Annotated in this window: 20 protein-coding genes; 9 read left to right on the top strand and 11 right to left on the bottom strand. The window is 67.6% G+C overall.

From position 1 onward, the window contains the following. Positions 1 to 38: 38 nt before the first annotated feature. Positions 39 to 2,558: an ABC transporter permease gene (locus ACW7G2_RS10090; protein ID WP_456975332.1), complete on the bottom strand. Its 2,520-nt coding sequence runs from the start codon at positions 2,556 to 2,558 to the stop codon at positions 39 to 41. Then, positions 2,555 to 3,259 (bottom strand): ABC transporter ATP-binding protein, encoded by a 705-nt coding sequence (locus tag ACW7G2_RS10095; RefSeq protein ID WP_456975334.1) that lies wholly within the window; start codon positions 3,257 to 3,259, stop codon positions 2,555 to 2,557. The genes ACW7G2_RS10090 and ACW7G2_RS10095 overlap by 4 nt, the downstream gene beginning before the upstream one ends. Positions 3,260 to 3,349: 90 nt before the next feature. On the opposite strand from ACW7G2_RS10095, the gene ACW7G2_RS10100 reads away from it, so the two are divergent. Both ACW7G2_RS10100 and ACW7G2_RS10105 read left to right on the top strand, forming a co-directional pair. Further along, positions 3,350 to 4,027: an arylesterase gene (locus tag ACW7G2_RS10100; protein ID WP_456975336.1), complete on the top strand. Its 678-nt coding sequence runs from the start codon at positions 3,350 to 3,352 to the stop codon at positions 4,025 to 4,027. 34 nt (positions 4,028 to 4,061) lie between these two features. Next, positions 4,062 to 4,616: a DUF3016 domain-containing protein gene (locus ACW7G2_RS10105; RefSeq protein WP_456975338.1), complete on the top strand. Its 555-nt coding sequence runs from the start codon at positions 4,062 to 4,064 to the stop codon at positions 4,614 to 4,616. On the opposite strand, the gene ACW7G2_RS10110 is transcribed toward ACW7G2_RS10105, so the two are convergent. Then, the gene (locus ACW7G2_RS10110; RefSeq protein WP_456975340.1) at positions 4,613 to 6,613 is read right to left on the bottom strand and encodes a BCCT family transporter; all 2,001 of its coding nucleotides are present in this window, start codon (positions 6,611 to 6,613) and stop codon (positions 4,613 to 4,615) included. The genes ACW7G2_RS10105 and ACW7G2_RS10110 overlap by 4 nt on opposite strands. A 55-nt stretch (positions 6,614 to 6,668) precedes the next feature. Continuing rightward, positions 6,669 to 7,784: a hypothetical protein gene (locus ACW7G2_RS10115; protein ID WP_456975342.1), complete on the bottom strand. Its 1,116-nt coding sequence runs from the start codon at positions 7,782 to 7,784 to the stop codon at positions 6,669 to 6,671. Positions 7,785 to 7,834: 50 nt separating this feature from the next. Here ACW7G2_RS10115 and ACW7G2_RS10120 point away from each other — a divergent pair, with 50 nt between their 5' ends. Together ACW7G2_RS10120 and ACW7G2_RS10125 are read left to right on the top strand one after the other, a co-directional pair. Continuing rightward, the gene (locus tag ACW7G2_RS10120; protein WP_456975345.1) at positions 7,835 to 8,119 is read left to right on the top strand and encodes a DUF4031 domain-containing protein; all 285 of its coding nucleotides are present in this window, start codon (positions 7,835 to 7,837) and stop codon (positions 8,117 to 8,119) included. A gap of 148 nt (positions 8,120 to 8,267) precedes the next feature. Further along, entirely contained in the window at positions 8,268 to 8,651 is a 384-nt protein-coding gene (locus ACW7G2_RS10125) for a BON domain-containing protein (RefSeq protein ID WP_456975347.1), read from the top strand. A gap of 105 nt (positions 8,652 to 8,756) precedes the next feature. Here ACW7G2_RS10125 and ACW7G2_RS10130 read toward each other — a convergent pair whose 3' ends face one another. The 4 genes from ACW7G2_RS10130 to ACW7G2_RS10145 form a co-directional block, all read right to left on the bottom strand. Continuing rightward, complete coding sequence (locus tag ACW7G2_RS10130) at positions 8,757 to 10,151, bottom strand: diguanylate cyclase (RefSeq protein ID WP_456975349.1); 1,395 nt, start codon at positions 10,149 to 10,151, stop codon at positions 8,757 to 8,759. 77 nt (positions 10,152 to 10,228) lie between these two features. Continuing rightward, positions 10,229 to 10,759 (bottom strand): cytochrome b, encoded by a 531-nt coding sequence (locus ACW7G2_RS10135; protein WP_456975351.1) that lies wholly within the window; start codon positions 10,757 to 10,759, stop codon positions 10,229 to 10,231. Positions 10,760 to 10,859: 100 nt separating this feature from the next. After that, a complete protein-coding gene (locus tag ACW7G2_RS10140) occupies positions 10,860 to 11,801 on the bottom strand; it encodes an aldo/keto reductase (protein ID WP_456975353.1) in 942 nt (313 codons plus the stop codon). 79 nt (positions 11,802 to 11,880) lie between these two features. Then, the gene (locus tag ACW7G2_RS10145) at positions 11,881 to 12,726 is read right to left on the bottom strand and encodes a DODA-type extradiol aromatic ring-opening family dioxygenase (protein ID WP_456975355.1); all 846 of its coding nucleotides are present in this window, start codon (positions 12,724 to 12,726) and stop codon (positions 11,881 to 11,883) included. A gap of 145 nt (positions 12,727 to 12,871) precedes the next feature. Between ACW7G2_RS10145 and ACW7G2_RS10150 the strand changes: the two genes are divergently transcribed. Beyond that, a complete protein-coding gene (locus ACW7G2_RS10150; RefSeq protein ID WP_456975357.1) occupies positions 12,872 to 13,399 on the top strand; it encodes an adenine phosphoribosyltransferase in 528 nt (175 codons plus the stop codon). Positions 13,400 to 13,439: 40 nt separating this feature from the next. Here ACW7G2_RS10150 and ACW7G2_RS10155 read toward each other — a convergent pair whose 3' ends face one another. Next, positions 13,440 to 14,501 (bottom strand): DUF5671 domain-containing protein, encoded by a 1,062-nt coding sequence (locus ACW7G2_RS10155; protein ID WP_456975359.1) that lies wholly within the window; start codon positions 14,499 to 14,501, stop codon positions 13,440 to 13,442. Between the two features lie 61 nt (positions 14,502 to 14,562). Beyond that, positions 14,563 to 15,168, bottom strand: coding sequence for a TetR/AcrR family transcriptional regulator (locus ACW7G2_RS10160; RefSeq protein ID WP_456975361.1), 606 nt, complete (start codon positions 15,166 to 15,168; stop codon positions 14,563 to 14,565). Between the two features lie 98 nt (positions 15,169 to 15,266). Between ACW7G2_RS10160 and ACW7G2_RS10165 the strand changes: the two genes are divergently transcribed. Together ACW7G2_RS10165 and ACW7G2_RS10170 are read left to right on the top strand one after the other, a co-directional pair. Next, a complete protein-coding gene (locus tag ACW7G2_RS10165; protein WP_456975363.1) occupies positions 15,267 to 16,028 on the top strand; it encodes a hypothetical protein in 762 nt (253 codons plus the stop codon). Continuing rightward, a complete protein-coding gene (locus tag ACW7G2_RS10170) occupies positions 16,025 to 16,879 on the top strand; it encodes a universal stress protein (protein WP_456975365.1) in 855 nt (284 codons plus the stop codon). Before ACW7G2_RS10165 ends, ACW7G2_RS10170 begins: the two co-directional genes overlap by 4 nt. A gap of 49 nt (positions 16,880 to 16,928) precedes the next feature. On the opposite strand, the gene aceE is transcribed toward ACW7G2_RS10170, so the two are convergent. Then, positions 16,929 to 19,619: a pyruvate dehydrogenase (acetyl-transferring), homodimeric type gene (gene aceE / locus ACW7G2_RS10175; protein WP_456975367.1), complete on the bottom strand. Its 2,691-nt coding sequence runs from the start codon at positions 19,617 to 19,619 to the stop codon at positions 16,929 to 16,931. Between the two features lie 219 nt (positions 19,620 to 19,838). Between aceE and ACW7G2_RS10180 the strand changes: the two genes are divergently transcribed. Together ACW7G2_RS10180 and ACW7G2_RS10185 are read left to right on the top strand one after the other, a co-directional pair. Further along, positions 19,839 to 21,644, top strand: a complete 1,806-nt coding sequence (locus ACW7G2_RS10180; protein ID WP_456975369.1) for a sensor histidine kinase — start codon at positions 19,839 to 19,841, stop codon at positions 21,642 to 21,644. Then, the gene (locus tag ACW7G2_RS10185) at positions 21,641 to 22,081 is read left to right on the top strand and encodes a response regulator (protein ID WP_456975371.1); all 441 of its coding nucleotides are present in this window, start codon (positions 21,641 to 21,643) and stop codon (positions 22,079 to 22,081) included. The genes ACW7G2_RS10180 and ACW7G2_RS10185 overlap by 4 nt, the downstream gene beginning before the upstream one ends. The last annotated feature ends 9 nt before the right edge of the window (positions 22,082 to 22,090 follow it).

Here is a 22,090-nt window from a genome sequence, read left to right on the forward strand (position 1 = left end):
CAGAACCGGCGACAAGCTGGGGCGTGCCCTAGAGCGGGTCAACCCTGCAGTTCACGCAGGGTCACCGAAGGCGGCGCGTCCAGCACGCGGCGGGTGGCGAACAGCCCGGCGGCCAGGGTCACCAGCATGCCCAGCGCGCCGCCGAAGGCTGCCATCAGCCAGTTCGGCGACCACGGCAGGTCGAACACCCGCGTGGCCACCAGGCCGGACAGCACCGAGGCGGCAACTGCGGCCACCAGGCCGGCCAGCAGGCCGATCGCGGCGAATTCCGACGCCTGCGCCAGCCGCAGCTGCCGGCGGCTGCCGCCCAGCACCCGCATCACCCCGCCTTCAAGCAAGCGCTCGTCCTGGCTGGCGCTGACCGCGGCCAGCAGCACCAGCACGCCGGCGGCCAGCGAGAACCAGAACACGGCCTGCACCACCACCGAGACCTGGTCGGCGGTGCTGCGCACCTGGGCCAGCACCGCGTCGATGTCGATCACCGACAGATTGGGGAAGCGCTCCACCAGTTCGGCAGTGAAGCGCGGGCTGTCCGCCGGCACGCTGACTGCGGTGATCCAGCTGGCCGGATAGCCGTCCAGCGCGCCAGGCGACGCGAGGACGAAGAAATTTGGCCGGAAGCTCTCCCATTCCACCGCGCGCAGGCTGGTGACCGGCGCCTCGATGCGCTGGCCGGCGATATCGAACGTGACCCGGTCGCCAACCTTCCAGCCGAGCTGGCTGGCGAAGTTCTCCTCCACGGAAAACTCCGGAGCCGCCGTGCTGCCCTGCCAAAACCGTCCGGCGGTCACCTTGTTGTCATCGCGCAGCGAGCCGGCCATCGACAGGTTGAACTCGCGTTCGGCACGGCGCCGCGTTTGCTGGTCCTCACCCGCGTAAGTTTCCGCGCTGACCGGCTCGCCATTCAAGGCCACGTAGCGCGCCCGGATCATCGGGAACAGCTCCGGCGCAGCCACGCCCTGGCCGGCGATGAAGCCGCGCAGATCCTCCATCTGGTCCTGCTGCACGTTGACGATGAAACGGTTGGGCGCCTCTTCAGCCAGCGCCAGCTGCCAGCGGTCCAGCAGGTCCGTGCGCACGAAGGTCAGCAGCAGCAGGGCCATCAGCCCCAGCCCCAGCGCCGCCACCTGGGCCACGCTGGTGCCGGGACGGCGGCTGACGTTGGCCAGACCGTAACGGAGGCTGCCACGCAGGCGCGAACGCAATCGGCGCACGGCTACGATCAGCCCCCAGGCCAGCAGCGCCAACACCGCAAGGGTGGCGAGGATTCCGCCCAGCATCGCCGAGGCCAGCGCCGGCGACCCGGCCTTGAGCCACAGCAGCGCGCCCAGCCCGACCAGCGCCGCCAAGGCCACGATCCATGCGCCCGGCTCTACCGGATCCAGGTCACGGCGCAGTACCCGCAGTGCCGGCACCCGGCGCAGCGCCAGCACCGGCGGCGCGCCGAAGGCCATCAGCACCACCAGGCCCACCGCATAGCCCTCCAGTGCCGGCATCCAGCCGCTGGAAGGCAGCGGCAGCCCGAGCGCCTGCGATACCCAGTTGGCCACCAGCCACTGCAGCCCGAATGCCAGCGCCACGCCCACCGTGCACGCCAGCAGGCCCAGCAACACCAGCTCGCCCACGTGGATACCCACCAGCGTGCGCTGGCTGGCGCCCAGGCAGCGCATCACCGCCGCCCCGGACAGATGCCGCTCGCTGTGCCGCCGTGCGGCCATGGCCACCGCCACCGCCGCCAGCACCACCGACACCATGGCTGCGAGCCCAAGGAAGCGGCCGGCACGGTCCAGCGCGGAGCGCACTTCCGGCCTCCCGTCCTCGATGGTTTCGATCCGCTGCCCGCGCTGCAGGGTGTCGCGGGCTTGGGCCACAAAGCCTTCCACCGCATCCGCATCGCCGGCCACCACCAGCCGGTAGCGCGCGCGGCTTCCCTCCTGCAGCAGCCCGGTCGCCGGCAGGTCGGCCAGATTCAGAAACACCTTCGGGGCCACGTTGAAGTAGTCGATCGACGCGTCAGGCTCCGCCGTCACCAGCGCTGTCAGGCGCAGGCTGAGTTCGCCCACGCCAACCTCGGCACCTACCTCAACGCCCAGCTGGTCAGCGCCAGCGCGGCTTATCCAGGCCGTACCCGGCTCCGGCACCCCAGCCGCTTCGCGTTCTTCGCCGCCCGACGCGTCCACCAGGCGGAACGCCCCGCGCAGCGGATAGCCCTCGCCCAGCGCGCGCAGTTCACCCAGGCGCGGATCCTGCGTGCCTCCCGCCCCGTCGCCGAGGACCCGGATCATGCTGTCCAGCTCCACAATTTCGGTCTGCTCCAAGCCCGCGGTACGCACCGCCTCGCGCAGGTTTTCATCAATCGGCGCGTTGGAGCGAACGATCGCGTCGCCGCCCAGCAGCCGGTTGGCCTCGGCCACCAGCGCCCGTCCGGCCCGGTCGGTGATGAATCCCACCGCGCTCACCGCCACCACCGCCAGCACCAGCGCGGCCAGCATGATCCGCACTTCGCCCGCGGCCAGATCACGCCGCAGCTGGGTCCAGGCCAGGCGCGCGGTCCTCATGCGCCTGGCACCAGCCGGCCGCTGTCCAGCCGCAGCACCCGCTTGCAGCGCTCGGCCAGGTGGTCATCGTGGGTGACCAGCACCAGGGTGGTGCCGGCATCGGCGTTCATCGCGAACAGCAGTTCGATCACCTGCTGTCCGGTGCGGGTATCCAGGTTGCCGGTGGGCTCGTCGGCAAACAGCAGCGACGGCCGGGTCACGAAGGCCCGGGCCAACGCCACCCGCTGCTGCTCCCCACCGGAGAGCTGGCGCGGGTAGTGACCCAGGCGCTCGCCCAGGCCCACCTTGCGCAACACCTCTTCGGCGGGGCCGCGCACCTCGCCATCGCCGCGCAGTTCCAGCGGCAGCATCACGTTTTCCAGCGCGGTCAGCGAAGGCAGCAGCTGGAAGTTCTGGAACACGAAGCCGACTTTCTCCGCTCGCACCGCCGCCCGGCCATCCTCATCCAGCACCGACAGCGGCTGGCCATCCAGCACCACTTCACCGGCGCTGGGAATGTCCAGCCCTGCCAGCAGCGAGAGCAGCGTGCTCTTGCCCGATCCCGAAGCGCCGACGATGGCGACGGTATCGCCATGCTCGACATGGAACCCGACGTCGTCGAGGATGGTCAGATCGCCCGAGGGCAGCGGCACGCGCTTGCCGAGCCCGGACACTTCGAGCACGTGCCGGGTGTCGGCCCGCGCCGGAATCGTATCGGCCATGAAGGATCCTGTTGTGGTCCGGCCTGGCGGCGCTGGCGCGGCTTGCCGGCACGCCTGCCCGGCTCACGGACTGGAAAAAGGTAGATCGCAATGATCGCAGGATATCCGCCCCGACGGGGCTGGTTGCAATGGGCCACAGGCGCCCTGTTGATGCTCGCCTGTGCGCTGGCCCAGGCGCAGCTCTCGCCGCAGGTTGCCGCGGACGAAGACACGCGCACCATCCTGGTGATGGGCGATTCGCTCTCGGCCGGCTATGGCATGGCAGCGGAGGAGGGATGGGTGTCGCTGCTGGCCGGGGAGCTTGCCACCAGCCATCCCGGCTGGCGCGTGGTCAACGCAAGCATCAGCGGCGAGACCAGCGCAGGCGGCGCGGCGCGGATCATCAGCGAGGCCTGGCGCCACCAGCCCCACGTAGTGGTGATTGCGCTGGGCGCCAACGACGGACTGCGCGGGCTGCCGCTGGCCGAGATGCGGCGCAACCTGGCCCGCATGATCGGCGTGGCCCGGCACGTGGATGCTCAGGTGCTGCTGGTGGGCATGCGCATGCCGCCCAACCTGGGCGCCGACTACACCCGCGGATTCGAACAGGTCTATCGTGATCTGGCGGAACTGTTCGATGTCAGCCTGCTGCCCTTCCTGCTCGAACCCATCGCGCTGGATCCGGAGGCATACCAGCAGGACAACCTGCACCCCACCGAGGTCGCCCAGCCGCGCATCCTCGAGCACGTCACGCCCGCTCTGCTACCACTGCTGGCACCGGAACCATGACCCCGCAACCCGCATGAATCCCATGGAGTCCCCCATGAAAACCTTCCTGACCACGCTGGCCCTGGCCTTCACGCTGTCCCTCGCCGGCTGCGCCACAGCGCCATACGCCGCCGACCCCGATGCTCCGCGATCGCTGGCCGGCGAAGGCCCGGTCACCGTCGAGTGGACGGATCCGGAGCAGTTCACCGAGATCCTGCACAGCCGCAACCGCTGGGAAGCCCGCCGCGGCACCTGGGTGGAAGACCTGGCAACGCACCTGCGCGATGGCGCCGCGGAGCGGATCGCACCAGGCGAGCGCCTGCACTTCGTAATCACCGACATCCGCCGCGCCGGGGATTTCGAACCCGGTCGCTCCCAGGGACGGATGGACCACGTGCGGATCATGCGCGACATCTACTGGCCGCGGATGACCCTGGAGCTCGCCCATTACGACGCCGCCGGCACCCTGATTGCCAGCGGCGAGCACAGGCTCAGCGACCCGTCCTACCTGTCCTCTCCTGCCCTCAGCCGCAGCAACACCGACACGCTGCGCTATGAGAAAGCCATGATCGACCGCTGGCTGGGGCAGAAGTTTGGACGGGCGCGCTAGCGCACCACGTCCAGGAAGTGCAGGTGGCGCTGGTACTGGTCCAGCACGTCGTGGATCATTTCCTCGCGCTGCCAGCCCATCACGTCGTAGCCCTGCCCGCCCTCGCGCAGGTGCACCTCTGCGCGCCAGCTCTCGGGATCACCCCGGCGCCGCCGGCGCGGATCGGACAGCACGAAGGTCGGCGGGTCGTAGGCCTGCAGGTGCACTGAATAGAAGAAATCCATTTCTTCCCCGTGCCCGACCCGCAGCCAAGCGCGGCCGCCGCCTTGGTCATCGCTTTCCACCCTTGCCTGCACGCCCTGCGCGCCCAGCTCCGCCGCCACCGCCTCCAGTGCCGGACGGACCTGGCCGGCCAGGAACTCCACCACCTCGGCCCGGCGTGGCTGGCTGACCAGCCCGCGCAGCCTGCTCTGCCAGCGGCCCCCGGCTGCACCCTGAGGCAGCGCCCGCGCGTCGCGGATGCTGGCCTGCTTCATGTTGTCCAGGCGCAACGCCCGCAGCAGGCCCCAGCACATCAGCAGCATGATCACGGTGAACGGCAGCGCGCTGGCGAGCGTGGCGGCCTGCAACGCGCCCAGGCCACCGGCGATCAGCAGTGCGATCGCCACCGTGCCCTCCAGCAGCGCCCAGAAGATCCGCTGCCACACCGGCGACTCTTCCTCGAACTTCGAGGTGAGCATGTCGATCACCAGCGAGCCGGAATCGGAGGAAGTCACGAAGAAGATCGCCACCAGCAGGACGCCCAGGGTCGAGGTCACCGCGGTCAGGGGCAGCTCTTCCAGAAACCGGAACAACGCCACCGAGGTGTCCGCCGCCACCGCGTCCGACAGCCCGGTGATGCCCTCTATTGCCACCATGTGCAGCGCGGTGTTGCCGTAGACCGTCATCCACAGGAAGGTGAAACCCAACGGCACCAGCAGCACCCCGGTGACGAACTCGCGCACCGTGCGCCCGCGCGAGATGCGGGCGATGAACATGCCCACGAACGGCGACCAGGCGATCCACCAGCCCCAGTAGAACAGGGTCCAGCCGCCGAGCCAGCTGGTCGGCTCGTAGGCATAGAGGTTGAAGGTCATCGAAAACAGGTTGGACGCATACATGCCGGTGTTCTGCACGAGCGCCTGCAGCAAGTGCACCGTGGGCCCGGCGATCAGCACGAAGGCCAGTAGCACCACGGCCATGAGCATGTTCAGCTCCGACAGCCGCCGGATGCCCTTGTCCAGCCCGCTGACCACCGAGGCGGTCGCAATCAGGGTGATCACGATGATCAGGATCACCTGGGTCATCACCCCGACCGGGATCCCGAGCAGGTAGTTGAGCCCGGCGTTGATCTGGATGACGCCAAAGCCCAGCGACGTGGCCAGGCCGAACATCGTGCCCAGCACCGCGAAGGTGTCCACCGCGTGCCCGATCGGCCCGTAGATGCGCTCGCCGATCAGGGGATACAACGACGAGCGGATCCGCAGCGGCAGTCCGTGCCGGAACGCGAAATACGCCAGCGACAGCGCCACCACGCCGTAGATCGCCCAGGCGTGGATGCCCCAGTGGAAGAAGGTGATCCGCATCGACTGGCGCGCGGCGGCCACGGTCATCGGATCGCCCACCGGCGGGTCCACGTAGTGCATCACCGGCTCGGCCACGCCGAAGAACATCAGGCCGATGCCCATGCCGGCGGCGAACAGCATCGCAAACCAGGTGACGTAGCTGTAATCGGGCGTGCTGTGATCCGGGCCCAATCTGATCTTGCCCAGGCTACTGACCGCCACGCCGACGATGAACACCAGGAACCCGGCCACCGCCAGGATGGTGAACCAGCCGGCCTCCTGGCCGACCCAGGCCTGCGCCGCGGTGAACATCGCCTCGGCCTGCGTGGGCACGATGAACGACATTGCCACCAGTACCGCCACCAGAATGGCGGCCGGATAGAACACCGGCGCCAGGATCGATGCGCGTGGTGGCGGCCCCTCTTCTTCCGTGGGTTTGTGTATTTCGTTCATCAATCCTTTCCCTTTACGTTGCGGAGCATCCACCGTGGTTGCCCACGGCCGCCACTCAGAAGAAGAAGCCGACGTTAACGTTCAACCGTGAACGCCAGCGGTCGGAACCCGGCTCGTCAATGCCAACACCAGCACCGCCAGCGAACCACATGTTGCGCCCCGCGATCCAGTCCACGTAGGTAAGCATGCGACCCTTCGAGAAGCTGCATCCGGTCACGTTCTGCCATGAATCCTCCAGGCCCGCATCGCTGCCCCGGGGCAGCGTACCGCTCAGATTGTTGTAACAGGTGATGCCGTCGAACCAGCCCGGGCGTTGCAGCTCCAAGGCGAGATTGACGCTGGGCACGTCGGCACTGGCAGCAATTTCAAACGGGAACATGAAGGCCGACAGCGCCATGCGGGGCTCAGGATTGCCATAGCGATAGCGCGCCCATTGCAGCTGCACCGTGGCCGGTCCGCGTTGCCACTGGCCATGCAACGCCGCAGCGCTGTGATCGTGATGACCACCTGCTTTCCGATCCTCGATCCTGCCGCTGAACGCCGATGCTCCCAGCGCAAGCGTTCCCCCGTTCCAGTCCAGCGCGCGCTCATAGCGCACGGCGACGCGACCGCGCTCGCGATATGGCAGTTCCGCGGTCGTGGCGACATCGAACGAGTACCGGTCGTAGCGTGATCCGGAGCCGTATTCGTCACCCGAGAACCATCCAAGGTGCCAGCGGTGGGGGCCGGATTCGTGCTCCCACACCACTCCGGGGTCGTAGTCGTCCTCGATTCCCAGGTAGTAGCCGGACCCGAACCAGAAGCTGTGCGAGGCATACGGCAGCAGACCGAACGGCACCTGCTGAACCCCGGCCCGCAGCTGCGATCCTTCCGCCACCTGCCAGCCGGCCCAGGCGTGATGGACCGCATCAAAACCGTCGTACCAGCGGTACTGCACCGAGAACGAGGCCCGCCCGGCATTGCCGCGCGCTTCCAGCCTCACCAGCTCCGGGTCGAATCCGGGACTGTCCGCATAGTCCAGCCACCCATAGCTGAAGCGGACCGCTCCCCCGAACTCCAGGCCATCCCCATCTGCCCACGCGCTGCCTGCCGCTGCCATGCCTGCCAGCAGCGCGACCTGTTTCCTCCACGCCTTTCCCGTCCGCCTGGCCACCGTCCCTTCCCTGCCCATGAAAGCGGCTTCAGGCTACAGTCTGCGCATCACCAGCCGCAAACTTTCCCATGACCGTCTATGTAGACGACGCCGTGACCCTCTGGCGCGGACGCCGCTGGGCCCACCTGATGGCCGACAACCTGGAAGAACTGCACGCCTTCGCGGCCCAGCTGGGCATGCCGCGGCGTGCCTTCCAGAACAAGACCAGCGGCGCCCATTACGACGTCACCGCGGAAATGCGGCTGCAGGCAATCGCGCTGGGGGCCATGCCGATCTCGCGCCACAAGGATCGTGAACTGGTACGCGCGGTGATTGCCAATGCGCGCGCCCAGGGCCGTGGTGAAGCCCAATAGGCCCGCTTCGCCGGTCCGCTCAGCCGGCGTTTTCCTTCGTGAGCCGGCAGCCGGGTTCATTTAACAAACCCGTCTTTTTCTCTCACGCTCCGAAGACAGGTTCATGCCCAGACTCCACTCCAACACCCCACGACGAGGAGTTACACGCATGAACAACACCATCAAGAACCATCCGCGAACCGTTCTGGCCGGCGCCCTCTCGGTTGCCCTGATGTTCGCCGCCGGCGGTGTCATGGCCCAGGACGCCGACCACGATCGCCAGGACCGGACCGCCACTGAGAACATGGATTCCGACCAGCCGATGGGCGACACCTGGATCACCACCAAGGTCAAGTCCAGCCTGCTTGCCGATTCCGACGTGGCCGGCCTGGACGTGGAAGTGGAGACCGTCAACGGCGTGGTCCACCTGCGCGGCAACGTTGACAACCAGACGCAGATCGACCGCGCCACCGAGATCGCCCGCGACATCGAAGGCGTAACCAACGTGGATGCTTCCGGTCTGACCAGCGCCGCGGGTACCAGCGACTTCTAAGCGGCGCGCGCGACAACACCAAGAACCGGAACGAATCCGGTCGATTGCTGGTTTCTCAAAGCGGTCCTGTCGATGACGGGGCCGCTTTTTTTGTGCGGAGCGCCGTTACGCCGGATCGGTCAGGGGACCTGGCAGGGCAACTTCCACCCGGTCGCGACCCGCGTTCTTTGCTGCATACATCGCCTTGTCCGCGCGGTCCAACAGCCGCTCGTAATCCGGATGCCCGTCGTAACCCGCCACCCCGACGCTCGCCGACAGCGCGAGCTCACTGCCATCGTTGAGGATGAACGGCCGCCCCCTGATCCGCTGCAGCAGTTCCAGGGCAATCCGCGCGGCCTGGTCCACATCCGTCCCGACCAGCACCACCAGGAATTCTTCGCCGCCGAGCCGGAATACGTAGTCACTGGACCGGACCGCCTGGGACAACAGTGCAGCCACGTGCTTGAGCACCCGGTCACCCACATCGTGGCCCCAGGTATCGTTGACCTGCTTGAAGTGGTCCATGTCCATCGACACCAGCGCGAACTGGTGGCCATGGCTGTCCGCCAGATCAATCGACCGGCGCAGCACCGTGGGCAGGAACCGCCGGTTGAGCAGCTGGGTGAGGGTGTCGGAGCCCGCTTCCAGCTCGCCGATCCGCGACATCAGCGAAAACAGCACCTTGCGGATTGTCCCCAGGCGCTTGCGGATGCCGGCCACCGCTTCCGGTACGGGAACTGGCCGGCGCACGCCACTGGCCAACAGATCGTCCACCTCACGCATCAGCGTGCGCACCAGTGTGGTCTCTGTGGTATCTCCCACGATGGACAGGCCCTTGTGCAGGAACCACAGGCCGAACTCGGAGTCCGACAGCGATCCGGGCATGGCCGCGTCGTTGCCGCTGGCCAATGCAAACAGCAGATCGTTCTCCCAGTCCAGCAGCAATGCGCGCTGTCGCTCGCGCTCGGTGCCGATGTTGTGGGCCAGGGAGAACAGCCGGTAGGCGGCGTCGGCCCGGGTGGAATCGTCCTGGGCGTCCGCATAGGCCAGGGTCATGCACTCCAGCGCCAGGTCAAGCGATGCGTTGATCACCGACAGCGCGCCGAACACCACTTCCCGCGGCGCGCCGGAAACGGCCAGCCGCGCCAGCATCTTCTCCCGCAGGACCCGTGTGCCCCGATTGACCAGGTCCACCGGGATGTCGATCCGGGCGTGCACCAGTCCCACCTTCAGGTTGGTCTGGATGAGCGTATCCACATTCCCCTCGTGGGCTTCCAGCAGCTGGGCCAGCCAGTCCTGCAGGCCCGGGTGCAGCCGTCCGCGCACCTGGTCCACGGACAGGAAACGCGCAGCGCGCGGATCGTCCAGCAGGGTGGCGTAGAAGGCGTCCGCAAAGCTGGTGCTGTGGGCAATCAGGCCGCGGGCCAGGGCAGATGCATCCGGGGACGCAGCGCGCAGGCATGCCCGCCAGCTGTCCGCCAGGCGCGCGACGGCGTCGTCCTGAAAGTCGATATCTGTCATGAAACAAGGGCACGAGGAATCAACCGCCAAGGATACCTGTGACCAGCCCGGTCAAACGGCGGCACCACCTGGAACGATCAAAGCATCCGCTGCAGCACGCCGTCCTTGCGCACCAGCCCGTGCCACAGCGCCGCGCCGATATGCCCCAGCACCAGCGCCACCAGCAGCCAGGCCAGGGGCGAGTGGATCACGCCGCCGAAGGTGGCCAGCCAGGGGATCTCCGCGCCCGCGGCCACCAATTGGACGCCAAATGCCTCCAGCCCGTAGCCATTGCCGATCATGATGCTCATGCCGGTCAGCGGCATCAGCGCCAGGCACACGTACAGGGCGATATGGCCCGCCCGCGCCAGCGTGCCCAGCATCAGCGGCGGAGGCGGCGGTGGGCGATTGTGCAGATTGCGCAGCGCCCAGATGATCCGCACCACGATCAACACCCCGATCAGGGTGCCGATGGAAATGTGCCACGGCACCAGCGTTTCACCGACCCAGTGCTCACCGTCGTTGATGCGGTCAAACAGCTTGAGCGCCTGCCAGATGACCAGCAGCCCCATGCCCCAGTGGAGCAGGCGCGAAACGGTTCCGTAGCGTTCCCCGGTGTCACGACTCATGGCGTTTCCTCCGTGATGGGCGTCAGGCTGGGCCGGCCCGGACAGCGAACAATAACGCCAATCAGAGTCACCCGTGCGACACCGCAGGCGCCGGCCGTAGCTACGTGGCCGACGCCTGTTCGAGCGATTGCAGCGCTTCGTGCGGTAGCTCCAGATCAGCGGCGCCCATGATGTCGTCCAGTTGCTCAAGGCTGGTGGCGCTGGCAATCGGCACCACCGAGGGCCGGCTCATCAGCCAGGCCAGCGCGACCTGGGCCGGAGTGGCGCCGACATCGCCGGCCACATGACGCAGGGCCTCAAGCAGCCGCATGCCGCGGTCGTCGAAGAACCCTTCCAGGAACGCGGCGCGCGCGGTGCCCTCCAGATCCGCCTTGCTGCGGTACTTGCCGGTAAGGAAGCCGCTGGCCAGGGCGAAATACGCCACCACGCCCAGCCCCTCTTCCCGCACCACGCCGGCAAGTTCCTTTTCGTACCCGTCCCGGTCATACAGGTTGTAGCCCGGCTGGATGACCTCGTAGCGCGACAGCTCGCGCTCGGCGGAAATCCCCAGCGCATCGCGCAGGCGGCCGGCGTTGTAGTTCGACGCGCCGATGGTGCGGACCTTGCCGGCGTCCACCAGCTGCGAAAACGCTCCCAGCGTTTCCTCCAGCGGCACCGTGGCATCGTCAATATGGGCGAAGTAGACGTCCAGGTAGTCGGTCTGCAGCCGGCGCAGCGAATCCTCCACCGCCGCGGCAATGTTCGCCGCCGACAGGCCCTTGCGCGCTTCCAGGCTGCCAACCTTGGTCATGATCACCACGTCATCGCGGCGGCCGCGGCGGGCCAGCCACTTGCCCATCACCGTTTCCGACTCGCCACCCGACAGGCCCGGTGCCCACGCCGAGTAGGAATCCGCGGTGTCGATGGCGTTGAAACCGCGGGCGGTGAAGCGGTCCAGCAGGTCGAACGAGGTGGCTTCGTCGGCGGTCCATCCGAACACGTTGCCGCCAAGCACCAGCGGGGCCACTTCGAGGCCGGAACGGCCAAGCGGTTGTTTCTTCATGGGGGATTCTCCTGTTTGAAAGGGGTCAGGCGATGTTCTCGACGATACCGCCTTCACCCGCGGGGTGCTTCAGCGCGGATCAGCCGAAACGGTATGCGGAAAGGGTGGTTTCCAGGACCACCTCGGAATAGACCCGCTGTCCGGCCGAGTCGCCGGCGGCGCCGGCCGCCACCATCAGCGGCAGCAGGTGCTCCTCAGCGCCAGGCGGGTGGCTGTCGCGGGCATGCGGGGCGCTGGCCCAGTCACGCAGCAGGGCGTCGCGTCGGTCCGGCGCGCTTTCCACCGCGGCGGTCAGCCACTGGTCGAACGTCGCCGACAGCGGCGTATAGCGCGGATCGCCGTAGCCGCGCATGTTGTGAAAGCTCATGCCGCTGCCGATCACCAGCACGCCCTCGTCGCGCAGGCCGGCCAGCGCCTGGCCCGCGCGGATGTGCGCGGCCGGGTCAAGATCGCGCCGCAGCGACAGCTGGACCACCGGCACGTCGGCATCGGGGAACACCAGTTTGAGCGGGATGAACATGCCGTGGTCGAAGCCGCGGGCCGCATCCACTCCGGCCGGCTCGCCACCCAGCCCCAGCAGCCCGGCAACGCGCTGGGCCAGCTCCGGATCGCCGGGCGCCGGGTAGGTCAGTTCATACGTGTGGGGCGGGAAGCCGCCGTAGTCATAGATCAGCGACGGCGCGGTGTGGCCGGTGAGCCGGAATTCCGGCTCCAGCCAGTGCCCGGACACCAGCACGATCGCGCGCGGAGCCTGCGGCAGGGTGGCCGCAATGCCCCTGAGGAACGCGGCCATGCCATCCCAGGTGCCGGGCGGGTTCCAGTCCATGAAGAAGCACGGACCAGCGCCGTGGGGGATGAAGAACGTGGGCATGCGCGCGCCGGAAGCGGCGTCTGCAGCGGCGGAGGCGGGAGTCTGGATGTTCATGACACCCGTTATGCTGCCCCCACGACCGGAAAGAACCGGTAAAAACAGGACGCCCCTTCCCACCGCCGTGCCGCCGGGGGTATTCCCGGGGCCGCTGGCAGTTCGGGGAGGATGGCTCCGTTAGCATGGGGCGCCCTTCCCTGCGATGACGCCAATGAACCAGTGGCAGCACCTGGTGCGTGATGTTCCCGATTTCCCGAAGCCCGGCATCCTGTTCAAGGACATCACGCCAGTGCTCGCCGATGCCGATGCCTTTGCCGCGGCGGTCGGGCAGATGACGGAACCATGGCGCGATGGGGCGCTGGATGCGGTGGTGGGCATCGAATCCCGCGGTTTCATCCTGGGTGCGGCCATGGCCCAGGCGCTGGGCACGGGGTTCGTGCCGGTGCGCAAGCCCGGCCGGCTTCCGGCCCAGATCCTGTCACAGGATTACGCGCTGGAGTACGGCACCAACCAGTTGCAGATCCACGTTGATGCGCTGCCGCCGCGCGCCCGGGTGCTGCTGGTGGACGACGTGCTGGCCACGGGCGGCACGCTGGTGGCCGCGCTGGACCTGCTGCGCCGCCAGGGCGCCGAGGTGGCCGGGGCGTCGGTGCTGTTCGAGATGCTGGCCCTGGGCGGTCGCGCACGCTGGACCGACGCCACGCCGCTGTTGGCCGCTGCCGCCTATTGAGGCCCGCTGACCGTGGCGTGGTGATCGCGCCACGGTAGATTCAGCGCCGCTGCGCTGCGCGGCGATCGAAGCAGTGCTGGCCCACGCCGTGGCGCCAGACATCGCCGCCCCAGGGCTGACGCCGGTCCTGCGCGGTGTCGGTGACGAACCGCGCGCAAACGCGGTAGTCGCGCTCGCCGGTGACCTCGTAGCCGTACGCCGAGCCGTCGACCGGGTCGCTGGGCAGCGCAGTGCCGGGCGTCGCCAGTTCGTCCAGCCCCGCCGGAAGCGTGCCGGTACGGTGATAGTGGGCTTCCACCAGACGGGAGACGCGCGCCAGGTCCTGCTCGCGCCGCGTGTCCAGCCGCGCTTCGCGCTCGGAGGCCGGCGAGCGGATCACCGCCACCGAGGCGATCAGGGTCGCCAGGACCACCACGGCGGTCGCGCCCAGCACCACCCGCCCGGAGATTCCCGCGGCCGGCGCCTGGCGCTCTTCGCGGCGCAGATCCTGCAGGTACCAGCCGAACACCGTGCCGGCGATCACCGCCACCACCAGCACCTTGAGCAGGAAGCGCGCCGACAGCCCGCCACCCAGCAGGTTGTAGACCAGCACGATCATGTCGCCGATCAGCACCGAGGCGGCGAAGAACAGCGTCAGGTAGGTGAGCCAGCGGCGCACCGCGGACAGGCGCCGCACCGGACTGTCGGCCAGCTCCCGCGCCAGGCCGCGGGCGACGGCCACGAACACCGGGAACGCGATCACCACCCCGGCGATCGACCAGCGCATGGAGCTGTCCAGGCGGCCGCGGGCGGACTCGCCGTCGGCCGCATCCGGCAACGCCAGGTTGATGAGGTCGAACAGCAGGCTGCCCACGTGCCAGGCGCTCAGGTACAGCGTGGCGAACATCAACAGATACAGGAACACCTCGCGCGCGGAGAGATAGGGGCGCGGGCGCGGCACCGGCACCGCGAACGGCACGTCGGCCCAGGCGCCCAAGGCGCTGTCGACCTGCACCCGGTCCCAGCCGGCCGCGTCGAGCGCTGCCGCGACTTCTTCCTTCGAGGCGCCCCTGGCGAGCGCCTCGCGCACGAACAGCTCCAGCTCCTGCGTTGCCACCGCCATGCCGCACTTCCGTTTGTGAGTTTCCAGTGCGCGAATCTAGCAGGATGCCGAACCGTGGGTGTCAGCCGGCGATGACGGACCCCAGCACCCGGCGCAGCACCTGCCGGTCCAGCGTATCGGCCAGGCCCGGATTGCGCAGTCTGCGTATCGACAGGCCCTCCACCATCGCGGCCAGGATCTCCCGCCGGGTCGCGGCCCCATGGCCGGTGTCTTCCAGAGTGGAAACGATCATTTGCCTGGCTTCGTCGTCATATGAGCGCAGCATCTGGTGGATCTCGGGGTTGCGGGTGGCTTCTGCCAGGATCTCCATGGTCAGCGATGCGCCGCCGCTTTCCCGGGTGAGTACATCGACCACCCCTTCGTAGATCAGATCAAGCATGTCCGCCTGGGTCCCGGCAGCCCGCAGCCGTTCCGCGAACCCCTCCATCACCGTGCGCTCGCGGGCGACGATCGCTTCAACGATGTCTTCCTTGCGCTTGAAGTAGTGGAATACGTGACCGGTACTCATGCCGGCAGTGGCGGCGATCCGCGCCATGCTCGAGCCGTGGAAGCCCTCGCGGCGGAAGCACTCGGTGGCCGCATCCAGGATCTGGGCCCTGCGCGCCTCCCCCTTGGTGGTTGCGGACCGCGACGGTTGGCGGGCCGTGGTTTGCTCTGATTTTCGCATTTAGGTAGTATGACCAACCAAACTAGGATGATCAACCAATTACCGAATTGAAACACACATACGCCGCCCAAGCCCGATCCCGACTGGGCAACCGGCCAATGCGCTTTGACCTGCCGGCCACCAATGACGGTGACCGGGGGCCGTTGTCCGTTGCGCCAGCGCCCAGACCCTACGCAGGTGCGCCCGGCCCCTGGCACTCCCCCGACCTGCGGCTGCTGGTGCAGGGACTTGTCCGGGCGGGCGCACTCTGGTGCCTGATGGCCATCCCGGCAGTTGCGCTGCTGGTGGATATCCAGTGGCTGGGCAACAGCGTGGGAGAGCACTCGCTGGTGGAAAGCATCCAGTTGCTGCTGCTGGCCGTCACCGCCGCCGCGTTTCTCACCCTGGCCCGTGGCAATCCTGGCGAACGCCGCTTCGCCGTACTGGCCGCCGGATTTTTCATCTGCATGGCCATCCGCGAAACCGATGCCGCCTGGGATCTGGTATTCGACGGCCTCTGGCAGATCCTGGTGGCCGCGGTGGCCCTGGCAGCGGTGGCCTATGCGGCTGCCGATTGGCGGGCTGCGCTTCGCGCCATGGCGCGCTTCGTGTCATCCCGGTCCGGGGTGCTGATGATCCTGGCGCTGGGCATCCTGCTGGTCCATTCGCGCCTGCTGGGCATGAGCCTGATCTGGGAGGGACTGCTGGACGAGCAGTATCTGCGGGTATTCAAGAACGCCGTGGAAGAAACCACCGAGCTGCTGGCTTACGTGCTCATCTCCACATCCGGGATCGCGTATCTGGCCCGGCACCTGAAATTCAAACGTCCGCGCCAGGGGCTCCGGCTCCTGTCGGCGCGGAACGAACTGGAGTCAACATGATCAACAGCATGAAGAACATCGCTTTCGTCGTCGAAGAGGGGGCCGGAGAAGGCCATTCCGACCTCGGCGATCACGCCGCGAGGCTGGCCCGCATCCACGATGCACACCTGATCGGCATCTACGCCATCGACACCGCGTCCGGGCACCGCGCCAGCGGCCACATCCGCGGTGCGCAGGCCCTGCAGGAGGCCGCCGCCCGCCGCCAGCGGGAGCAGGAGCGTCGGGTGATCCGCGCCGGCCGCCACCTGGCCCGCCTGACCAGTCGCCATGAGATCAGCGCGGAATTCCGCGTGGTGATGCTGGACCATTCGGATGAAACCATCGGCCGGCACTCGCTGTACTGCGACCTGGTGATGGTCAGCCACCCGCCCTCGCCGCGATGGCCCGCCGAATGGACGCCCGACCGCATCCTCGCCGAAGGCGGTTCACCGGTGCTGGTCGTGCCCCAGGCCTGGCAAAGCGAACACATCGGAAAGCGCGTCATGGTGGCCTGGAACGGCAGTCGCGAGGCGCGCCGGAGCATCACCGACGCCATGCCGTTCATCGTTTCCGCCGACGAAGTGCGGGTGGTGGTGGTGGACAGCGACAAGGATCCGCGCTGGGAAGGCGCCGATGCCGGCGCAACCCTGGCCCAGCACCTGGCCCGGCACGGGGCGAAGATCGAGGTGGACCAGATCCAGTCCGGCGGCGCGCCGGTGGCCGAGGCCCTGCTTGAACATGCCAAGGCATCCCGGACCGATCTGCTGGTGATCGGCGCCTACAGCCGCTCGCGCGTCTACCAGCGGTTCTTTGGCGGCGTGACTACCACGCTGCTGGCGGAAGTCCCGGTCCCGCTGCTGATCTCGGACTGAAGCCGCGGGCGTCGAGGGCGTAGCCCCGACGCCGACGTGGCGATGGCGATCAGGCCAGCAGCGGGTTCGGCCGCTCCGTATCGATCTTGTAGAGCTTCAGCGCGCGGGCGGCGTCCTTGGCGGTCATCTTGCCGTCCCTGGCCAGCGCGTCGATCGCCGCGTGGGCGATGTGGAAGCGGTCGACCTCGAAGTGGCGGCGCAGGTTCTCCCGGGTGTCGGAACGACCGAAGCCGTCAGTACCAAGAACCGTGTATGTCGTCGGCACAAAGGCGCGAATCTGGTCGGCGTAGGCGCGCACGTAGTCGGTAGCGGCGATGGCCGGACCCTGGCGGCCTTCCAGCAGTTCGGTGACGTAAGCCTTGCGCGGTTTCTTCGCCTCCGGGTTGAAGCGGTTCCAGCGCTCCACGTCGAAGCCGTCGCGGCGCAGCTCGCTGAAGCTGGGGCAGGACCAGATGTCGGCGGTGACGCCGAAATCCTTGTCCAGCAGCTCGGCCGCGGCGATCGCTTCGCGCAGGATCGTGCCGCTGCCCAGCAGCTGCACCCGCAGCTCGCCCTTCTTCGGCTTGCCGGCGTCCTTGAGCAGGTACATGCCCTTGATGATCCCTTCCTCGGCACCCTCGGGCATGCCCGGGTGGCCGTAGTTCTCGTTCATCAGGGTGAGGTAGTAGTACTCGTCCACCTGCTCTTCGAGCATGCGCTGCATGCCGTACTGCAGGATCACCGCCACTTCGTGGGCGAACGTGGGGTCGTAGCTGCGGCAGTTGGGGACCGCGCCGGCCATCAGGTGGCTGTGGCCGTCCTCGTGCTGCAGGCCCTCGCCGTTAAGCGTGGTGCGACCGGCGGTGGCGCCAAGCAGGAACCCGCGCGCACGCATGTCGGCCGCCTGCCAGGCGGCGTCGCCCACGCGCTGGAAGCCGAACATCGAGTAGAAGATGAAGAACGGCAGCAGCTGCAGGTCGTTGGTGCTGTAGCTGGTGGCCGCGGCCATCCAGCTGGCGAACGCGCCGGCCTCGGTGATGCCTTCCTGCAGCACCTGCCCGGCCGCGTCCTCGCGGTAGTACATCAGCTGGTCACGGTCGACCGGCTTGTACTTCTGGCCCTGCGGGGCATAGATGCCGATCTGGCGGAACAGGCCTTCCATGCCGAAGGTGCGGGCCTCGTCGGCCACGATCGGCACCACCCGCGGCGCCACCTGCTTGTCGCGCAGCACGATGCCCAGCGCCTGCACGAACGCCATAGTGGTGGAGATCTGGCGCTCGCCGGTGTCCTTGAGCAGACGCTCGAACACCTCCATCTTCGGCGCCGGCAGCGACTCGCTGGCCTTCATCCGGCGCTGCGGCAGGAAGCCGCCCAGCGACTTGCGGCGTTCGTGCATGTACTGCACTTCCTCCGAGTCCTTGCCGGGGTGGTAGAACGGCACCGCGCCGTCCTTGAGCTGGTCGTCGTCGATCGGGATCTTGAACCGGTCGCGGAACACGCGCACCGCCTCGTCGTCCATTTTCTTGGTCTGGTGGGTGGGGTTGAGCGCCTCGCCGGCGCTGCCCATGCCGTAGCCCTTGACCGTCTTGGCCAGGATCACGGTGGGCATGCCCTCCGTTTCCGAAGCGGCCTGGTAGGCGGCATGGACCTTGTGCGGGTCGTGGCCGCCGCGGTTCAGGCGCCAGATGTCGTAGTCGGACAGGTTGGCGACCAGGGCTGCGGTCTCCGGGGTCTTGCCGAAGAAATGTTCGCGGGTGTAGGCGCCGCCGAAGGCCTTGCAGTTCTGGTATTCGCCGTCGACGGTTTCCATCATGATCCGCCGCAGCAAGCCGTCCTTGTCGTTGGCCAGCAGCGGATCCCAGTAGCTGCCCCAGATGAGCTTGAGCACGTTCCAGCCGGCGCCGCGGAACTGGCCCTCCAGCTCCTGGATGATCTTGCCGTTGCCGCGCACCGGGCCGTCCAGGCGCTGCAGGTTGCAGTTGATCACGAACACCAGGTTGTCCAGGCCCTCGCGGCCGGCCACCGAGATCGCGCCCAGGCTTTCCGGCTCGTCGGTCTCGCCATCGCCCAGGAAGCACCAGACCTTGCGGTCGGTCTTGGGCATCAGCCCGCGCGCCTCCAGGTACTTCCAGTTGCGCGCCTGGTAGATCGCAGCGATCGGGCCCAGGCCCATCGACACCGTGGGGAACTGCCAGTAATCGGGCATCAGCCACGGATGCGGGTAGGAGGAAATGCCGCGGCCGTCGACCTCCATGCGGAAGTGGTCCAGCTGGTCCTCGCTCAGGCGGCCTTCCAGGAACGAGCGGGCGTAGATGCCCGGCGAGCTGTGGCCCTGGATGCCGATCATGTCACCCGGATGGTCGCCTTCGGGCCCGCGCCAGAAGTGATTGAAGCCCACGTCGTACAGGGTGGCGGCGCTGGCGAAACTGGCGATATGCCCGCCCAGGTCGCCCGGCTTGCGGTTGGTGCGCACTACCATGGCCATGGCGTTCCAGCGGATCAGCGAGCGGATCTTCCACTCCATCGCCGCGTCGCCGGACATGCCCGGCTCCAGGTGGGCCGGGATGGTGTTGATGTATTCGGTGGTCGGCGCAAACGGCAGGTGGGCGCCCGCACGGCGGGTCAGCTCCACCATATTTTCCAGCAGGTGGTGCGCGCGCTGCGGCCCGTCGTTGTCGATGACCGCCTTGATCGACTCCACCCACTCCCGGGTCTCTGCGGGATCGGGATCGTTTTCCAGTACGTCGTTCAACCAGTTCATCGCTTGGGGCTCCGCTCGCGGCCGCCTGTGCAGCCGTGGTTTGGTCAGTGGATCGAATCCCTCGATTCTAACAGGCGCGCACCCTTGGGCCGGGCGCGCGGCGGGGCCGCCACACCGTCGTCTTCACGGCTTTTTCACAAGATTGGGCCATGATTCGTCGGTTCAAACGGGGAAGGACCACGGCACCAACGCCCGCTGTCCTGCAGTTGCTGCCAATCCATGCCAATCAACATAGCCGAAGCCGATTCTTCGAAATACCGCCTGCCAGGCCTGATCCTGGCGGTTGCGGCGATCGTGGTCGTGCCTTTCCTGCTCAATGCCCTGGCCACGCAGGCCAACACCCGCGCGCAGGCATGGCTGGTGCACAGCCACCAGGTGGAAGCCCGGGTGAGCACTCTGGCCGCGGACGTGCGCAGCGTGGAGGCCGCGGCCCTGGGCCTGGGCTACGGCGTGGACATCGAACTGCTGCGCGAGCGGATCAGCTACAGCCGGCCGCGGATCGAACCGCTGCTGGAAGAGTTGCATACGCTGACCCAGGACAATCCGGTGCAGCAACGGCTGCTGGGCGAACTGCACGCGATGGTCACCTTGCGCCTGGGCGAGATCTACCGGCTGCTGGATACCGCCACCGGGCCGACGACCGCGGAAGTGCAGACGATGCTCACGCGCTTCCCGATCCACAAGCTGATCGACCAGCTCAACACCGAGGAGCACCGGCTGCTGGAGCTGCGCCAAGCCGAGGCACAGGTGGCCGAACGGCGCGCCACGCTGGTGGGCGGCGCCGGTCTGGTGCTGCAGCTGCTGCTGCTGGGACTGCTGGCCTGGTACAGCCTGCGCCAGGGCGCGCGCCGAATCAGCGCCGAGCAGGATGCCCGCAGCGCCAGCTCGCGTGCCGCAGTGATGCTGGACACCGTGCGCGAGCCCATCGCACTGCTCGACGGGAACAACCACGTATTGATGTACAACACCGCCTTCGGAGAGCTGTACGGCGTGGAAGACGACAGCCGCGGCGAGCCGCTGACCGCCTTCGGCGCCGGCGCATGGCAGGAACCGACCGTGCTGCGGCGGCTGACCGACGTACTGACCCGCGGGCGCGAACTGTGGGATTTCCAGATCACCCAGCGCACCGCCGACTCCGTGGAACGGGTGATGCTGCTTTCGGCCCGGCGCATGGAGCTGCCGGACAGCGAGCAGCAGGCGGTGCTGCTGACCGCCAGCGATATCAGCGCCCAGATCCTCCACGAGCGCCAGATCCGCGAACTGAACCGCCAGCTGGAAGGCAAGATCGAACTGGTGTCGGACGTGAACCGCGAGCTGGAGGCGTTCAGCTATTCGGTCTCGCACGACCTGCGCGCGCCGCTGCGTCATATCGGCGGCTTCGCCGACAAGCTGGGCCGGCACCTGGGCGAGGGGGCCGACGAAAAGGGCCGCCATTACCTGGATGTCATCACCGGATCGAGCAAGCGCATGTCGGCGCTGATCGACGACCTGCTGGTGTATTCACGCCTGGGACGCAGCGCGCTGCGCCTGCAGATGGTCGATATGCAGTCGGCGGTCAACGACACCCGGGCCCTGCTGGACGCCAACGCCCGGGAAGACAACCCCGACCACGAGATCCACTGGCAGGTGCACAACCTGCCGGTGGTGGTGGGTGACGAAAACATGCTGCGCCAGGTCTGGCTGAACCTGCTGGGCAACGCGGTCAAGTACAGCGCCGGCTCCGAACCCGCGCGGATCACGGTCAGTCACGAACTGGACGCGGATGGCAGCCACCACTTCCAGGTGGTCGACAACGGCGCCGGATTCGACATGAAATACGGCGACAAGCTGTTCGGCGTGTTCCAACGACTGCATGCACCCAGCGAGTTCCCCGGCACCGGCATCGGCCTGGCCAGCGTGCGCCGGGTGCTGGTTCGCCACGGCGGCCGGATCTGGGCAGAATCAGAGCCTGGCAAAGGTGCCACCTTCCACTTCACCCTCCCGGCCGCCAGCGAGCTGCAGGAACACAGGAATACCGGAACATGACCCAACTTCGCACCATCCTGCTTGCGGAAGACAGTCCGCACGATGCCGAAATGGCGATCGATGCGCTGCGCGATGCCAACCTCGCCAATCCCATCGTGCACGTGGAAGACGGCGTGGAGACGCTGGACTACCTGTTCCGCCGTGGCCGCTTCCAGGATCGTGAAGACAGCGACCCCGCGGTGCTGCTGCTGGACATCAAGATGCCGCGCCTGGACGGCCTGGAAGTGCTGACCGAACTGCGCAAGGACAGCCGCTTCAACCACCTGCCGGTGGTGATCCTGTCCTCTTCACGCGAAGAGAGCGATCTGGCGCGCAGCTGGGATCTGGGAGTGAACGCCTATGTGGTCAAACCGGTGGATGTGGACCAGTTCTTCGAAGCAGTGCGTACCCTGGGCCGGTTCTGGGCGGTTCTCAACGAACCACCGGCGGCTGACTAGGCAGCAGCG

Source organism: Luteimonas sp. A277, assembly GCF_054052045.1.